The organism is Methylocella sp. CPCC 101449 (assembly GCF_031921685.1).
Classification (GTDB): domain Bacteria; phylum Pseudomonadota; class Alphaproteobacteria; order Rhizobiales; family Beijerinckiaceae; genus Terripilifer.
Window position 1 is genome coordinate 498,931 of record NZ_JAPDHU010000004.1, and the last position, 15,388, is coordinate 514,318.

The 15,388-nt window shown below is 61.7% G+C and carries 13 protein-coding genes and 1 tRNA gene; 7 read left to right on the forward strand and 7 right to left on the reverse strand.

All coding sequences use genetic code 11. From position 1 onward, the window contains the following. Positions 1–23: 23 nt before the first annotated feature. From OIM99_RS26995 to OIM99_RS27010, 4 genes are all read right to left on the reverse strand, one after another. Positions 24–1,202 carry an ABC transporter substrate-binding protein gene (locus OIM99_RS26995; RefSeq protein WP_311853622.1) on the reverse strand — a complete coding sequence of 393 codons (1,179 nt, stop codon included), beginning with the start codon at positions 1,200–1,202 and terminating at the stop codon, positions 24–26. Between the two features lie 192 nt (positions 1,203–1,394). Next, entirely contained in the window at positions 1,395–2,072 is a 678-nt protein-coding gene (locus tag OIM99_RS27000) for a DsbA family oxidoreductase (protein ID WP_311853623.1), read from the reverse strand. 88 nt (positions 2,073–2,160) lie between these two features. Next, positions 2,161–3,291 carry an AMP-binding protein gene (locus OIM99_RS27005; protein WP_311853624.1) on the reverse strand — a complete coding sequence of 377 codons (1,131 nt, stop codon included), beginning with the start codon at positions 3,289–3,291 and terminating at the stop codon, positions 2,161–2,163. Then, positions 3,288–5,147: an extracellular solute-binding protein gene (locus OIM99_RS27010; protein ID WP_311853625.1), complete on the reverse strand. Its 1,860-nt coding sequence runs from the start codon at positions 5,145–5,147 to the stop codon at positions 3,288–3,290. Before OIM99_RS27010 ends, OIM99_RS27005 begins: the two co-directional genes overlap by 4 nt. A 250-nt stretch (positions 5,148–5,397) precedes the next feature. Between OIM99_RS27010 and OIM99_RS27015 the strand changes: the two genes are divergently transcribed. Beyond that, entirely contained in the window at positions 5,398–6,162 is a 765-nt protein-coding gene (locus OIM99_RS27015) for an invasion associated locus B family protein (RefSeq protein ID WP_311853626.1), read from the forward strand. A 98-nt stretch (positions 6,163–6,260) separates the two neighbouring features. Here OIM99_RS27015 and hspQ read toward each other — a convergent pair whose 3' ends face one another. Next, the gene (hspQ, locus tag OIM99_RS27020) at positions 6,261–6,590 is read right to left on the reverse strand and encodes a heat shock protein HspQ (RefSeq protein WP_311853627.1); all 330 of its coding nucleotides are present in this window, start codon (positions 6,588–6,590) and stop codon (positions 6,261–6,263) included. 213 nt (positions 6,591–6,803) lie between these two features. Here hspQ and OIM99_RS27025 point away from each other — a divergent pair, with 213 nt between their 5' ends. The 3 genes from OIM99_RS27025 (at position 6,804) to OIM99_RS27035 (ending at position 10,890) form a co-directional block, all read left to right on the forward strand. After that, positions 6,804–8,105: a hemolysin family protein gene (locus tag OIM99_RS27025; protein WP_311853628.1), complete on the forward strand. Its 1,302-nt coding sequence runs from the start codon at positions 6,804–6,806 to the stop codon at positions 8,103–8,105. Between the two features lie 84 nt (positions 8,106–8,189). Further along, positions 8,190–9,377: a Na+/H+ antiporter NhaA gene (gene nhaA, locus OIM99_RS27030; protein WP_311853629.1), complete on the forward strand. Its 1,188-nt coding sequence runs from the start codon at positions 8,190–8,192 to the stop codon at positions 9,375–9,377. A gap of 10 nt (positions 9,378–9,387) precedes the next feature. Further along, entirely contained in the window at positions 9,388–10,890 is a 1,503-nt protein-coding gene (locus OIM99_RS27035; protein ID WP_311853630.1) for an NAD(P)H-hydrate dehydratase, read from the forward strand. Here OIM99_RS27035 and OIM99_RS27040 read toward each other — a convergent pair. Both OIM99_RS27040 and OIM99_RS27045 read right to left on the reverse strand, forming a co-directional pair. Then, entirely contained in the window at positions 10,887–11,162 is a 276-nt protein-coding gene (locus OIM99_RS27040) for a YciI family protein (RefSeq protein WP_311853631.1), read from the reverse strand. The two genes, OIM99_RS27035 and OIM99_RS27040, sit on opposite strands and share 4 nt — an antisense overlap. Before the next feature lie 32 nt (positions 11,163–11,194). Then, positions 11,195–12,592, reverse strand: a complete 1,398-nt coding sequence (locus OIM99_RS27045; protein WP_311853632.1) for a multicopper oxidase family protein — start codon at positions 12,590–12,592, stop codon at positions 11,195–11,197. Between the two features lie 113 nt (positions 12,593–12,705). Between OIM99_RS27045 and OIM99_RS27050 the strand changes: the two genes are divergently transcribed. The 3 genes from OIM99_RS27050 (at position 12,706) to tig (ending at position 15,247) form a co-directional block, all read left to right on the forward strand. Next, positions 12,706–13,554 carry a TauD/TfdA family dioxygenase gene (locus tag OIM99_RS27050; RefSeq protein ID WP_311853633.1) on the forward strand — a complete coding sequence of 283 codons (849 nt, stop codon included), beginning with the start codon at positions 12,706–12,708 and terminating at the stop codon, positions 13,552–13,554. A 164-nt stretch (positions 13,555–13,718) separates the two neighbouring features. After that, positions 13,719–13,803, forward strand: a tRNA-Leu gene (locus tag OIM99_RS27055). 88 nt (positions 13,804–13,891) lie between these two features. Beyond that, complete coding sequence (gene tig, locus OIM99_RS27060; RefSeq protein ID WP_311853634.1) at positions 13,892–15,247, forward strand: trigger factor; 1,356 nt, start codon at positions 13,892–13,894, stop codon at positions 15,245–15,247. Positions 15,248–15,388 lie beyond the last annotated feature (141 nt).

Below are 15,388 nucleotides of genomic sequence, written 5' to 3' on the forward strand. Positions count from 1 at the left end.
CCCGCAATGACAAAATCAAATGCTCAGGGCTTTGCCGGGCGCGTCGGGTCCTTGACCATGGGAATGGTCGCGAACTCGATATTCTGCATCTCACCATTCGCGGCGCGCTCGGTACGTCGGACATAAGCGTTCTGGATAAGATCACGCGTCGCCGGATCGAGCTTCACGGGGCCGCGCGGGCTCTCCCACTCAAGATCCATCATCGCTTGCAGATTTTTCGTGCCATCCGTGGAGCCGTTGGTTTTACGCAAGGCTTCGTAGATGAAATGCATGCCGTCATAGCCGGCGACGCCGACGATGTTGGGGCGAACATTGTTCTGTTTGCGGAAGGCCTCGACGAACTTTCTATTCTTGTCGCTGTCATGCGACGACGAATAGGCACCGATCGTCACCGCACCGATGGCGATGTCGCCCATGCTGTCGACCAGTTCGTCATCGACGATATTGGTTTCCGCGAACAGCTTTATGCCGTTCTCGACAAGGCCACGTTCCTTTATCTGTTTCATCAGGACGTTGGCGACACCGCCAGCGGGCACGAAGATGAACAGGGCGTCGGGCTTCTCATTGGCAACGCGTTGCAGGAATGGCGCGAAGTCGGGACTGGCAAGCGGCACGCGCAAATTGGCGACAACCTTGCCGCCACGCTCCTGAAAGCCTTGCGACAAGAACCCTTCATAGTCTTGTCCCGGCCCGTAATCGGCTACCAGCGTGATCAAAGTCTTGACCTGCTGTTCGGCGATCCAACGGCCATAGGGCACCGCGAACTGCGGCACGGAAAGATGCGAGCGCACGATAAACGGCGAGCGATCGGGAATGATCGATGTCGCGCCGACCATCACCACCATCGGCGTCTTGGACTGGGTGGCGATAGGAGCCGCCGCCAAAGCCGCCGGCGTCAGCGTGAAGCCGGCCAGGAACTGCACCTGTCCGCTCGCCGCCAATTCCTGCGCCTGCCGTCGTGCTTGATCGGCGACGCCTGCGTCGTCGCGCAGAACGATCTCGATCTTTTTGCCGGCGACGACATCGCCATGTTCCTGCATATAGAGGCGAATACCGGCCATCATCTGGCGACCGACCGCCGCGAACGGGCCGGTCTGCGAAGAAATGACACCGACCTTGATCACGTCCTGTTGCGCAAAAGCGGGACGTGCGATCAAAGCCGCCGCGCTGCTGGCCAGCACCGTCCGTCGAGTTACCTGCATCAATGCCCCCTCAATTAAAAGCGTGGTCGATATGACCAAAAGAGTGCCGCTCCGCAAGCGCGAAGAAGCATTCTATTTCAAGGATTGCGGCGCTGTGAATAGCGCGAATGGTGGGATGCCTTGGGCCGCGGCTCACACGAATCGTAACGCCGCAGGCGTTGGACGGCTCCCACGTTGAATGGAGAGCCGAGACTATTCCTGGGCACCAGGTTCTTGCGTCGCCTGACGCATGGCCGAGACCAACACTTCGGCCGGTTGCGCGCCAGAGACGGCAAGGCGACCGTTGAAGATGAAGAAGGGCACGCCGGTGACGCCGATCCGCTGCGCCGCTTCGATCTCGCTTTGCACTTCCGCTTCATCGGCGTTGCCCGCGAGCAGTCGTTTCACCACCTCACGGTCGAGCCCGTGTTGGGACGCGATATCGGCGAGAACATCCGGGTCGCCGATGTCCTTGCCCTCGACGAAATAGCCGCGGAACAGTTCTTCATCGACGGCGTCCTGGGTGCCGACGGTCTGCGCCCAATGCAGCAGACGATGGGCGTCGAGCGTGTTGGGCGAACGTTCGATCTTATCGAACGCGAAAGGAATGCCGACTTCGTAGCCCACCTCTTCAAGCCGTTCATGCATGCTCTCGGCGCGATCGGCGCCGAATTTGCGCTCCATATAGTCTTTGCGGCTGATGCCGCCTTTCGGGATCGTCGCGTCGAGCTGGAACGGCCGCCAGCGAATTTCGGCGTCGATATCGGTCGCCTGTTCCAGCGCTTCTTGCAGCCGTTTGCGGCCGACGAAACACCAGGGGCAGACCACATCGGCCACGACGTCGATGGTGACGGTCTTGCGGTCGCCGTCCGTACCGTTTGCTGACGTCATGACAAGCCCTTTCAACGAAGATAGCGCCCGCAGGGCGTTAGCAAGAAGCGGGCAGGATATGGCAACCATCCCCGCTTGGCAAAAAGCCTCAAATGGCGCTGCTGCGCCTTGAATCAAGGGGCGCAAAAGAAATCGGCTTGATCGATGGCCGCTCAGTGGATGGCATGATCAAAGGCGACGTCTCGCCGGGGCGACGTTTGGTGACGAGGGTTTGCTCGCCAAAGGCGAATAGATCGATGAGCGAAAGGGAATTCTTGCTCGCAATTTGCAAAGGCGGCCCGCTCACATTTTCTTTGTGTTCATTCTCCTCGCAGCGCGTCAGCGCGATGAGGGCGCCAATCTCCGGGCCATCGGTATATCCGGCATCAATCAGAGCTTGGGCGACAGCGCCGGGAATGACGACATTGGCTTGGCGCGTGGCGGAGAGAAGTTCGCGGAACGTCCCGCTGTCGAAAGGTCCGTGCAAAAAGGCTTGCGCACCCGACATGAAACCCGCCAGCGGTCCGGCGATGAAACCGGCCAAGGAGGCGATGGACAGCGTCGAGACCACCGGCTGGCGCATGCCGATGCGAGCTTCGGCGATGAAATCCACCGTCGCGGCCATCAGGGCATGTTGCGAATGGCTGTTGACGTCGCCATCGGGCGTGAGCGTGAGGATTGCACCTTTGCGCGCCACCATGGGCATGGAGGTATCGGTCGGCCGATTGGCAAGCGCCTTGACGTCGATTGCCACGGCACCGTCGATGGGCGCATCGGTCAACATCGCCACATAGCGAATTTTCGCCGAGGACGCTGCGGCGGAAAAAATGATGTCGGCGATCTCGATACCGCCATCGGCGACCTCGCCGCAGAGCGCGATCGCGCCCGTCGTTTCGGCGATGGCAACGAGTTCGGCGGCCAGGAGATGGCTGGGCGCCAGCACCACGTCGAAGCCTGCACGCAGGGCGCCTAAGGTCGCGATCACGGGCGCAACGCGCGCGCCGGCAACGATCAGCACGCGCGCGTCTTCCGGCATGGCAAGATCGCGCCAGAGCGCGGCGCAATGGGCGACCGCACTTTCCATCTGCGCGAAGGTCAGATTCAGCCCACCCGGCAGAGCGCTATCGCCGAGTGCTGGGCGATCGGGACGCAGTTTGGCCGCGCTGGCGATGAGCTTGGCGAAATCGAAGCCGGCCAGCGCATCGGCGACGGGCCTCGCCTGTGAAAGGTCTGAAGTCACGCGCCCGGCCTCCACCAGGTATCGAGGGTGGCGCCGAAGAGCGGCGACGCGAATTTCGGCAGACGTTCGGGATAAACAAGGTCCCGCGAATAGACGACCCATTGATCGGGCGCGTGATAGAGCGGGATGATGTAGAAACCCGACAGCAGTACGCGATCGAAAGCGCGCACGGCGGCGATGAAATCGGTCTTGCTTTTGGCGGCGAGGATTTTGCCGATCAACCCGTCGAGCGCCGGTTGCGACGCGCCGGCCAGATTGAAGGACGATTCCATCTTGGCGCTGGCCGAGGACCAGCGGTTGCGCTGTTCGTTGCCCGGCGAGTTCGATGCGGTCCACGTACCGATCATCATGTCGAAGTCGAATTTTTGCCGCCGCCGCTGATATTGCACTTCGTCGACCTGGCGCACCCGCGCCTCGACGCCGATGCGTTGCAGCGACTGCGCGAAATTCAAGGACAGCCGCTCCTGATTGCGGTCGGTGACCATGATTTCGAAGATGAAGGGGCGTCCGGCGCGTTTCAGTGCGCCATCTTGAACGCGCCATCCAGCCAGCGCGAACAAATCAAGTGCCTTACGGGCATTGGCGCGGTCGCGGCCGGAACCGTCGCTGCGCGGCGGCGTCCAGCGGCCTTCGAGAATGTCGTCGCGCACGCTGCCGGGCCATTGCGCCAGAAGAGCGCGTTCTTCGGCGCTTGCCGGCACGCCGCTGCTGCTCAATTCGCTTTCGTCGAAAAAGCTCTTGGTGCGACGATAGAGATCGCCGAAGAGATTGGCATTGATCCACTCGAAATCGAACATATAGCCAAGCGCTTCGCGCACGCGCACGTCGCCGAAAATCTCGCGCCGCGTATTGAAAGCAAAACCGATCATGCCTTTGGCGCCGCCCAGCGGCAGGCTGGCCTTCTTGATCTGGCCGCTGTGAATGGCAGGAAAATTATAGCCGCTGATCCAGCGCGTCGGATTGGTTTCCTCGCGATAGTCGAGCACGCCCGCTTTCACCGCCTCATAGAAACTGGTGCCGTCGCGAAAATATTCGATCCGGATTTCGTCGAAATTATACAGGCCACGATGAATGGGCAGATCCTTCGCCCAATAGTCGGGATTGCGCTTCAAGAGCAGCAGTTCGCCCGGCCGCAATTGATCGATGCGATAGGGGCCGGAGCCGGTGGGAATGTCGAGACTGGCATCGTCGAACTTGTCCGCGTCGGTGCGATGCTTGGCGAGCACCGGCATCAAAGCCAGGGTCAGCGGCAGCTCGCGATCGCCGATGCCGGTCAGATCGTAGCGGATCGTGCGCTCGTCCGGCACGTCGACGGATTTGACCAGCGAAAAGGCGGCGCGATGCTGCGGCCGGCCCTTGCGCTTCAGCAGGTCGAAAGAAAAGGCGAGGTCGGCCGAGGTAATGAGCTGGCCGTCAGAAAAGCGCGCCAGCGGATTGAGTCGGAAGGTGGCGAAGGAACGGTCGGCATCCGTCTCGATCGTCTCGGCGATCAGGCCGTAGAGCGTGAAGGGCTCGTCGGTTGAGCGGGTCATCAGGGTCTGGAAGATATTGGTGTTGAGACCCTGGGCGGTCGAACCGGCCTTCAGATTGAACGGATTGAGACTGTCGAATGTGCCCTGGAAGCCCATCGCCAGGCGGCCGCCCTTGGGCGCTGCCGGGTTGGCATAGGGCAGGTTGGGGAAATCTGGCGGCAGAGCCGGGGCGCCGTGCATGGCGAGACCATGCTGGGGTCCATTGGCGCCGGCGAGAGCCGGATGTCTGCCCAAAACAGGAGCAAATCCAGCCGCCGCCGCGAGGGCGAGAACGTCCCTGCGCCGCAATTGCGCGCCCGATGGCCGAATCGTTTGCCGTTTCATGGGAACAATCTATTGAATCAGGCGTTCGCCGTCATTCTGGGCTGCATTGCGGCCTTTCTGGGCCATACCATGTTTGGCGGATTTCGCCGCTGGCCTTGGCAAACGGAAACGGCTATGAGGCGCAGTCACCATCTCGCCGCATTCGCGGGCGAAGAGCCGACCGGGACGCGGGTTTCGCGTTCGGTTGGTATCAGGCCGCGACAGCGGCACGCCTGGCCGAACGCGCGACTGTTTAGCGAAAGGACCCTCTATGGCAATGTTTAACAGCCGCATCGGTGTGGCGGCGATGGCAGTCTGCGTGATGTTCGCTGGCGCTCAAGCGCTGGCGCAAGGTCAGCCGCAGCAGCGCCCGGCGCAGCGTCCCGCCCAGCCGGCCCCGGCGCAGCCGCAACAGCAGCAGCCTGCCCAGGCGCAGCAGGGCCAGCAGCCGGCGAGCAACCGGGTCGAACTCAAGGCGACCCAGCCGGAATGGACCAAGGTCTGCGGCAAGGATCAGGCCGCCGGCAAGGAAATCTGCTACACCACCCGCGATTTCGGCCAGGAAGCCGATCAGCAGCCGGTGTTGGCGGTGGCCGTCTACGACGTGAAGGGCGACGAGCAGCGCATCGTTCGTCTGCTTCTGCCCGTCGGCCTGCTGTTGAAGCCGGGCTTCCGCTTCTCGCTCGACAAGGGCGCGATGCTGGAAGGCACTTATGAAATCTGCTTCCCGAACGGCTGTTTCGCTGAATCGCGCATCGGCAAGGCGCAGCTCGACACGATGAAGAAGGCTTCGACCCTCAACATCGTCGTCAAGAACCAGATGAACAACGAAGTCGTGTTCGTCGTGCCCATGACCGATTTCGGCAAGGCTTTCGACGGTGCGGCGATCGATCCGAAGGTTCTGGAAGAGCAGCAGAAGCAGCTCCAGGACGAACTGCAGAAGCGCGCCGAGGAAGAGCGCAAGCGTCTGGAAGGCACCGGCGGCGCGACCGCGCCGGCGGCTCCGGCGCCAGCCGCCCCCGCGGCCCCGCGCTGAGACAAGCGGACACGATGAACAAAACGCGGAGCTTCGGCTCCGCGTTTTTGTTTGTGGTCGCTGATTTTGAAAGCTTAGCGGGGGGATTGCGAGCCGGCTCAGTTCGAGCGGCTGATTTTCATCTGGTAGTGGCCGTCATCGCGGCGCACGAACATTTCCGCCACTTGCGGATGGCGCGCGGGTTCGCCCGTCGTGTCGGGCAGCAGATTCTGCTCGCTGACGTAAGCGACATACTCGGTTTCGTCGTTTTCCGCATAAAGGTGGTAGAAAGGTTGGTCCTTGCTGGGCCGGACCTCTTCCGGGATCGACATCCACCATTCGTCCGTATTGGCGAAGACGGGATCGATATCGAACACCACCCCCCGGAAAGCATATTTCCGGTGGCGGACCACGTCGCCGATTCCAAATTTTGCGTAGCGGGTGGCCATTTGTCCTTCTCAACTGGGCGCCTGGGTACGCGCGGCCGGATAACCTGTCAATAATGTGAAATTCTGGCGAAATCCGTTCACCTTACCGTGGCAGAGGTACGGCCTTATATCCCACAGGCGATCATTGACCCGGCCCCGCCGTTAGCGCATGGTGGATCGACGAAGTTCACAGAAGGGGTGCGGGCGCGACAGGCCGCCGGCCAAACTAAATTCGTGTTCGAACTCATCATAGCGGTGGGGTTAATAGCCCTTAACGCACTGTTTTCCTTATCGGAATTCGCTATTGTCTCAGCGCGGAAGACGCGTTTGAAGACCTTGGCGGACATCGGCCGTTCCGGCGCCAGTCTGGCTCTGGAGCTGGCGGAAAATCCAGGGCGCTTTCTTTCGACGGTCCAGATCGGCATCACGCTGGTCGGCATCCTGGCGGGTGCCTTTTCTGGCGCGGCTCTTGGCGCCGAGGCCACGTTCTGGCTGCGTCAACATGGCGTCTGGGATGGGCTGGTCGAACCGCTCGGCTACGGGTTGGTGATCGGCACCATCACGTATTTATCGGTCGTCGTCGGCGAACTGGTGCCCAAGCAGATCGCGCTGCGCAATGCCGAGGGCATTGCCTGCACCATGGCGCCGGTCATGTATGGCCTGTCGAAATTGGCCGCTCCGCTGGTGTACCTGCTCGATGTTTCGACACGCGCCATCTTCAAAGTGTTCGGTGTCACCGAATTGCAGGAGACGGCGCCGACCGAAGAAGAGATCAAGACGCTGGTCGAGGAAGCGGCTGACGCGGGTGTCATCGAAAGCGATGAACAGCGCATGATCACCGGCGTGTTGCGGCTGGGTGATCGTCATGTCAGCGCGGTGATGACGCCGCGCACCGACGTCGAATGGCTCGATCTCGAACTCGACGACGATGAAATCCGCACCGTTCTCGCCAATACCAAACATTCGCGTTTGCCGGTGGGCGAGGGCTCGCCCGACCGCATGATCGGTGTGTTGCAGGTGCGCGAACTTTTGGCGCCGATGCTGACAGGTGCCGCGTTCGATCCGCGCGCCCATGTGCGCAAGGCGCCGGAGTTTCCCGACGTGCTCGATGCACTCGATGCCTTGCAAGCCTTGCGTCAGGCGGAAGTGCCGATGGCGCTGGTGCATGACGAACATGGTCACTTCGACGGAATCGTGACGCCGGCCGACATTCTGGATGCGATTGCCGGCGCTTTCCGTTCCGACGAGGGCTCGAACGATCCCGAGGCGGTGCTGCGTGAGGATGGTTCCTGGCTGCTCGCCGGCTGGATGCCGGCCGACGAGGCGGCTGAGCTTCTGCATATCGGGCTGCCTGAGCGGCGCGAATACGAGACCGTGGCCGGCCTCATCATCAGCGCTTTGCAACGTTTGCCGACGACGGGCGAATTCGTCGAAGCGCATGGCTGGCGTTTCGAAGTCGTCGATCTCGATGGCCGCCGCGTCGACAAGATTCTCGCCGCCAAATTGCCTGATCCGAGCGAACAGGAAGACGGCTAATCGGTCGTGTTTGGGTTGCCGCGTCACTAAACTCGTTTAGATTGTCAGGCTCGTAAAGGAGTCAGATCAACAGCGGGTGAAGCTTTGACCAAGGAAAACGTGCCGTCATCGCGTCCGAGACGCGCCGAAGCCTTGCGTCAGTTTCTGCGAAGCGAAGCAGCGGGTGGCGTCATTTTGATGATCGCGGCCGTGTTCGCCATGATCATCGCCAATTCTGCGTTGTCATCCACTTATTTTGATACGCTGGAGCGCAAGCTGGGCGGTCTCTCGGTTCTGCATTGGATCAACGATGCACTGATGGCCGTGTTCTTTCTGCTTGTCGGCCTCGAAATCAAACGCGAATTCGCCGGTGGAGAGTTGGCCACGTGGCCGCGACGTGCCTTGCCGGGCGTGGCGGCGGCTGGCGGCATGATCGTGCCGGCGCTGATCTATGTGGCGTTGAATTGGCATACGCCGGCCACGCTGCGCGGTTGGGCCATTCCGGCGGCCACCGACATTGCCTTCGCGCTCGGCGTGTTGGCTTTGCTCGGCACGCGCGCTCCGCCATCCTTGAAAATTTTTCTCGCTGCGCTCGCCATTCTCGACGATCTCGGCGCCGTGGTCATCATCGCGCTGTTCTATACGTCGCAGTTGGCGCTGTGGGCTCTGGCCGGCGTTGCGGTGACGATGGTTGTGCTGGCGGCGCTGAATTATTTCGGTGTCAAGCAATTGTGGGCTTATCTGTTGCTCGGCGTCATCCTTTGGGTGTTCATGCATGAATCGGGTGTGCATGCGACCTTGGCTGGCGTGCTGCTGGCACTGACCATTCCCGGCGGCGGTGAAGCAGGCGAAGAGCACACGCCGTTGCAGGAACTCGAACATCGCCTCCACGTGCCGGTGGCATTTTTCATCGTACCCTTGTTCGGCTTTGCCAACGCTGGCGTATCGTTGAGCGGCATCGGTTTCGATCAACTGTTCCATCCGGTCACGATCGGCATTGCGGCGGGCCTCTTCGTCGGCAAGCAGGTAGGCGTGTTCGCCGCGACCAAACTGGCGGTTTGGCTCAAACTCGCCGAGCCGCCGCAGAATGCCACAGTGATGCAGGTTTACGGTGTGAGCATTCTGTGCGGCATTGGGTTCACCATGAGCCTGTTCATCGGCCTGCTGGCTTTCCCAGGTGCGAGCGATCTTGAAGCGGCAGTCAAGATTGGCGTGCTTGTCGGTTCGATCGCTTCCGGCATTCTTGGCACTGTCGTCTTGATCACCGCCGCTAAACCGGCGCGGGCCGTCTGACATGTTTCCGATGGCGGCTGATCAGCTCGAACTGTTGACGCCGGACGAAATGGGACAGGCCGATCGCCTGACGATCGAAGCTGGCACGGCAGGCATCGTCTTGATGGAAGCGGCAGGTCGCGCCGTTGCCGATCAGGTAGGTCGGATGTTGGCGGCGGGCGAATGTCGCATCGTCATCCTCTGTGGGCCGGGTAACAATGGCGGTGACGGTTTCGTTGCCGCCCGTGTACTGCGTGAGGCCGGGCTCGACGTCACCGTCGGTTTGCTGGGCGATCGCGAGAAGCTGTCAGGCGATGCACGCCTGGCCGCCGAAGCGTGGACCGGGCGCTTGATGTCGGCTGCGTTGGTGAAGCTCGATGAAGCCGATCTCGTCGTCGATGCTTTGTTCGGCGCCGGTCTGTCGCGGGATCTCGATGGTCGCGCACGAGCTGTCGTTGAGCGGTTGAACGCCTGGCGTAGCGCGCATGGCCGTAAGGTGGTTGCTGTCGACGTCCCCTCCGGCATCGATGGCGCGACAGGCGCGGTGCGCGGCGTCGCTGTCGAAGCCGATGCCTCCGTGACATTCTTTCGGCTAAAGCCGGGTCATCTGTTATTGCCGGGGCGGACGCTGTGCGGCGAGGTGGTGCTGGCGCAGATCGGCATCGCGCCGCAGGTCTTGGCGACTGTGAAACCGGCCGCTTATGTCAATCAGCCCGCCTTGTGGCGTGCGGTTTTGCCGGTGTTGCAGGCGACGGGCCATAAATACACGCGCGGCCATGCCATTGCTTTCTCGGGCGCGCCTCATCGCACCGGCGCAGCGCGTTTGTCGGCGCGCGCAGCGCTGCGGGCCGGGGCAGGGCTTGTCACCTTGCTGTCGCCGCGCGCCTCTCTCGCGGTGAATGCCGCGCATCTTACGGCGGTGATGCTGGCCCCTTGCGACAATGTGCAGGAATGCCGCGAAATTCTAGCGGACCCTCGCATCAATGCCATGGTGCTGGGCCCGGCGATGGGCGTGACATCGCTGACACGCGATCTCGTGCTGACGGCGCTCACTGCCGCTGGCCGACGTGCCATCGTTCTTGATGCGGATGCGCTCACGGTGTTTGCGAGCGAACCCGATATTCTCTTCGCAGCGATTGCCGCTCACGATGGGCCGGTCGTGCTGACGCCGCACGAAGGCGAGTTTGCACGCTTGTTTGATGTCGGTGGCAGCAAGCTGGAACGGGCGCGGTTCGCCGCACGCCAAAGCAGCGCCGTCGTTCTTCTGAAAGGGGCAGATACGGTCGCCGCGCATCCCGATGGACGTGCCGCCATTGCCTGTGATCTGCCCCCGACGCTCGCCACCGCCGGCTCAGGCGATGTGCTGGCCGGCTTGATCTGTGGATTATTGGCGCAGGAGATGGCGCCATTCGACGCGACATGCGCGGCCGTGTGGTTGCATGGTGCTGCAGCGCGCACGGTGGGCCAAGGGCTGATCGCGGAGGATTTGCCCGAGGCCATGCCCGCTGTGTGGGACGCGCTCGGCCGCCTTTAGCCGATGGTCTTTTCCCAGCGCGCCAGGCGGACGTCATTGTAGACGCCGCTGATGACAAAGGGATCGGCGGCGCTGAAGGCTTCCACTTCGGCAAAGTCTTTGGCATCGAAAACGATCAATGCGCCGACACGCTCGCCGTCCGCCGCATAGATCGGTCCCGATTGCAGCAGCTTTGCCTTGCCAGAGCGTAAATGCGCCGAATGGGCAGCAAGGTTTTGCGCGCGTTCCTGGTCCTTGCCGGGCGCGTTGTAAGCAAGTCTCACGATGAGCATGTGTCCTCCCTGTTGAGTGCGGATTGCGGTGGCTATGTCACTTCGAACCAGCCGCCAAGGCCGGCCACCGCATGATCGAGAATGCCGCTGCCGAGCCGCCAGCGGCCCGGATTGTCGGCGACGAAGGCGATCCGCACCGTGCGGCCGGGCGCGACGATGACGCTGTCGCGCCAATAAGGTTCCCAGCCATCGTCAAGCAAATGCAACTGTCGCATCACATGCCCATAGAGGCGCATCACATGGGCGACGCTGGACTGGTTGAGAAAGCCCAGCGTCACCGGCGTGCCACGTTTGACGGAAAAGAGCGGCGGATCGCTGGCGCGCATGACTTTGCCGTTGAGTTTCCACAGCGTCATGTCGGATGTCAGGCATTGGGCGTTACGCGGTGCGGGGACCCGTTCGATGACGAGATCGAGCCGCTTGGCGTTTTGCAGCGGGATCACCGGGCGCACCAGCGGATTGGCTGGCGCCGATTTGATCGGCGGGCGCGATTTCGCTTTTTCGCCCTTCGACGCGAAGGTGATGATGGCTCTATCGGTCTCGCCCGCAAGGCCCAAAGTGCCGCCGCGCAGGATGACTTTCATCTCCTGGCCTTCGAGCGGCATGTCGAACATGATGTCGAAGCGCGCGCCGGGGCCGACCGGAATGCTGCGTTGAACCGGCTCGAATTCGTCGCAGTTCTGGCCATCGATGGCGGTGATGAAAGGCTGCGCGCCTTCGAAAGTCAGCGCCATCAGGCGCGCCGTGGTCGCGGCGGCAAGACGCAGCCAGACGCGTTCTCCCGGCGCGAAACTGTGTGCTTGCGGCGCTGGCTTGCCGTTGATGGTGATGAGTGCGCCGATGCGGCCTACACCGCCGGCTTCTTCGATCGACGTGAAAGCTTCCCGTCCCTTGGTCGTCGAACAGGCCGACAATTGCGCCGTGTTGTCGAGTTTCCAATCGGCGATGACGGCGACCACCTCGTGATCATGCTCGGGCGCATCGGGCTCGTCTACGATCAAGAGTCCGTGCAGGCCACGCGCCGTCTGTTCGGCGAAATTCGCATCTGCATGCGCATGATAAAGAAAGACGCCAGCATCGGGCGGCGTGAAGCGATAGTCGAACGACGCGCCCGGCGCGATAGCTTTTTGCGTCAGCGGGGCCACGCCATCGAAAGCATTGGGTCCTCGTATGCCACGAAAATGCAGCGAGGTCGGTGCGTTCAGTTTGTTGACGAGGCGTAGGCGCAATTCATCGCCACGTTTGAGACGCAGCAGCGGACCAGGCGATTGCCCATCGCCGCCAAGAATGTCCGTTTCGGCTGTCTCGGCGAGACGCAGCTTGCCGGTACGCGCTTCTAGGCTGCGAAACTCATCTTGCGCGCGTGCGCACACAGGCAGGAGAGCGCTTGACGTGGCGCCGAGGAGAACGTGTCGCCGGGTGAGAGTCATGTGTTCTCTATAGAAGAACAGGCGCGATGCGGCGAGCCCGTTGCTATCGGTCTTTGTGTTGGCCTGATCCGGGAGTATGAAAACGCAAAACAGAAATGAGGAGAGGAAACACCATGGCGATCTCAGTCAAGAAACTTCATCCGGTGATCGGCGCGGAAGTGCAGGGCGTCGATCTATCGAAACCTGTGGATGGAGAAACCGCCGCAGCGATTCGCCGAGCCTTCGAGGATCACGTGGTCCTGGTCTTCCGCGATCAGCAGCTCGACGAACCGGCGCAGCTCACAGCCGCCGGGCTTTTCGGCAAGGTCGCGATGCGCCGCCGCCCGATCAGCGGCGATGGGCCGGGAGGGAGTTTCGATACCCCCTTTATGCTCGTCACCAATATCGTCGAGGACGGCAAGGCAATCGGCGCCTTCGGCGATGGCGAAATGTGGTTCCACCACGACACCAGCTATTATCCCGAGCCGCACCGGGCGACCCTGCTTTATGCTCTCAAGCTCACCTCCTGGGGCGGCGAGACCAGCTTTTCCAACCTCTACCAGGCCTATGAAATGATTCCGCAGCCCCTGCGCGACCGGCTGGAGGGGCGTAAGGTGCTGCAAATTCACGATTACAAGCGGCGCGAGCGGCTCAATCTCGAGGCGGTCGATATTGCCAAGATCAGGCATATGGAGCAGCCGATTTTCATCACCCATCCGGCCACGGGGCGCAAAGCGCTCTATGTGTCCCGGCTGATGTCGGCACGGATCGAGGGACTGAGTCGGGCGGAGAGCGAAGAGGCTTTGGCCACTCTTTTCGACATTTCCGAGGATCCCTCGATCATTTACGAGCATAAATGGCGGCTGGGCGACCTGGTGATCTGGGATAATTGGTGCTCGATCCACGCCCGCAAGGATTTTCCTCGGGAAGAGCCCCGCCTGATGCGTCGTTTGACCATAGAGGGGCAGGCCATGAGATTTTAACTCGGAGATTTTAACTCGGAGATTTTAGCTTGGCGGTTTTAGCCGGGCGGCTTTGAGCGCTGATCGGCCGCGATTTTTCCCTCGCCTCCGGGCGGACCCATTGCTATAGAGCCGCCACCCGAACGGCGAAACTTTCGGGCCGTGAGGGCGCAGCCGCGTCCGGGGCGGGCGTGGCGGAACTGGTAGACGCAGTGGATTTAGGTTCCACCGCCGCAAGGCGTGGGGGTTCGAGTCCCTCCGCCCGCACCAAGCCGATTGGTCGCCGTTTCAAGAGAATTCCATCGACCGCGGGGAGGACAATCCCGGCCAGGTTGAAGTGTTAAGAAGGTATTTGAACATGCAGGTGACAGAAACCCTCTCCGAAGGCCTGAAGCGCGCCTACAAGGTCGTCCTTCCGGTCGACGATCTCGCCCGCCGGCTCGACAGCCAGCTCGTCGAGATGAAGGACAAGGTCCGCATCAACGGATTCCGTCCGGGCAAGGTGCCTGTGGACCACCTCAAGAAGATGTATGGCCGTCAGGTCATGGCCGACGTGTTGCAGGACGCCGTCAACGAGGTGAACCGCAAGATCGTCGAGGACCATAAGATTCGCCTCGCCGGCGAGCCGAAGATCGACATCGAAGGCGGCGACGAGGGCGTAAAAAAGGCCATCGAAGTTCAGGGCGACCTGGCCTTCACGGTCAATCTCGAAGTGCTGCCGAAGTTTGAAGTCGGCTCCTTCGACGACGTGGCCGTCGAGCGTCTGGTGGTCGAGCCGGGCGATGACGAGGTCAACGACGCCCTCAACCGCATGGCCGAGCAGAGCCGTCCGTTCGTCGCCAAGGAAGGCGCCGCCGCCAAGGGCGACAAGGTCACCATCGATTTCGTCGGCAAGCTCGATGGCGTGCCGTTCGAAGGTGGCGCTGGCACCGACACGCCGCTGACCTTGGGCTCGGGACAGTTCATTCCGGGCTTCGAGGATCAGCTCGAAGGCGCCGCCAAGGGTGATGAACGCGCCGTGACGGTGACGTTCCCGGCCGAATATCAGGCGCCGCATCTCGCCGGCAAGGAAGCCGTGTTCGACGTCACCGTGAAGGGTGTCGAAGCGCCGGGCGAGCTGAAGCTCGACGACGAATTCGCCAAGACCCTGGGCCTCGAGAGCCTCGACAAGCTCAAGGAAGCCATTCGCGACAACATCAAGCGCGAATTCGACCAGATTTCCCGTGAGAAACTGAAGCGCGAACTGCTCGACGCCCTCGACAAGAAATACAACTTCGAACTGCCGCCGGGCTTGGTCGAACAGGAATTCAACGGCATCTGGGGCCAGGTGAAGTCCGAACAGGAACGCACCAAGAAGACCTTCGAGGACGAAGGCACGACCGAAGAAGCGGCCAAGGCCGATTATCAGCGGATCGCCGAACGCCGCGTTCGCCTGGGTCTGGTGCTGGCGGAAGTCGGCGAGCAGGCCAAGGTGGAGGTTTCCAACGAGGAACTGTCGCAGGCGATCATCGAGCGCGCCCGCCAGTACCGCGGCCAGGAAAAGGCGATCTGGGACTACTACCAGAAGAACCCGGATGCCGTGGCCGCTCAGATTCGCGCGCCGCTGTTCGAGGAAAAGGTCATCGACGTGGTCGTTTCCAAGGCCAAGGTCACCGACAAGACCGTGTCCAAGGAAGAGCTGCTGAAGCCGATCGAGGACGACGCCAAGGCCTGACGCCTTCAAGCCGTCAGGCTCGGCGGCTGCGGCCGCAACCGGAAATTCACGCTGAATCAGAAAGGCCGGGGACCTGCGAACGCGGGCCCCGGCCTTCCCATTGCACCAGCAGCTTCGATGACTATGTTGGAAACCTGAGTT

What these genes read in the sequence shown, in the direction of transcription:
- OIM99_RS27035 (WP_311853630.1), top strand. Translation starts at nt 9,388, where the DNA reads ATGGCGGCTGATCAGCTCGAACTGTTGACGCCGGACGAAATGGGACAG.
- OIM99_RS27000 (WP_311853623.1), bottom strand. Translation starts at nt 2,072, where the DNA reads ATGACGTCAGCAAACGGTACGGACGGCGACCGCAAGACCGTCACCATC.
- OIM99_RS27015 (WP_311853626.1), top strand. Translation starts at nt 5,398, where the DNA reads ATGGCAATGTTTAACAGCCGCATCGGTGTGGCGGCGATGGCAGTCTGC.
- OIM99_RS27045 (WP_311853632.1), bottom strand. Translation starts at nt 12,592, where the DNA reads ATGACTCTCACCCGGCGACACGTTCTCCTCGGCGCCACGTCAAGCGCT.
- OIM99_RS27040 (WP_311853631.1), bottom strand. Translation starts at nt 11,162, where the DNA reads ATGCTCATCGTGAGACTTGCTTACAACGCGCCCGGCAAGGACCAGGAA.
- tig (WP_311853634.1), top strand. Translation starts at nt 13,892, where the DNA reads ATGCAGGTGACAGAAACCCTCTCCGAAGGCCTGAAGCGCGCCTACAAG.
- OIM99_RS26995 (WP_311853622.1), bottom strand. Translation starts at nt 1,202, where the DNA reads ATGCAGGTAACTCGACGGACGGTGCTGGCCAGCAGCGCGGCGGCTTTG.
- OIM99_RS27050 (WP_311853633.1), top strand. Translation starts at nt 12,706, where the DNA reads ATGGCGATCTCAGTCAAGAAACTTCATCCGGTGATCGGCGCGGAAGTG.
- OIM99_RS27010 (WP_311853625.1), bottom strand. Translation starts at nt 5,147, where the DNA reads ATGAAACGGCAAACGATTCGGCCATCGGGCGCGCAATTGCGGCGCAGG.
- hspQ (WP_311853627.1), bottom strand. Translation starts at nt 6,590, where the DNA reads ATGGCCACCCGCTACGCAAAATTTGGAATCGGCGACGTGGTCCGCCAC.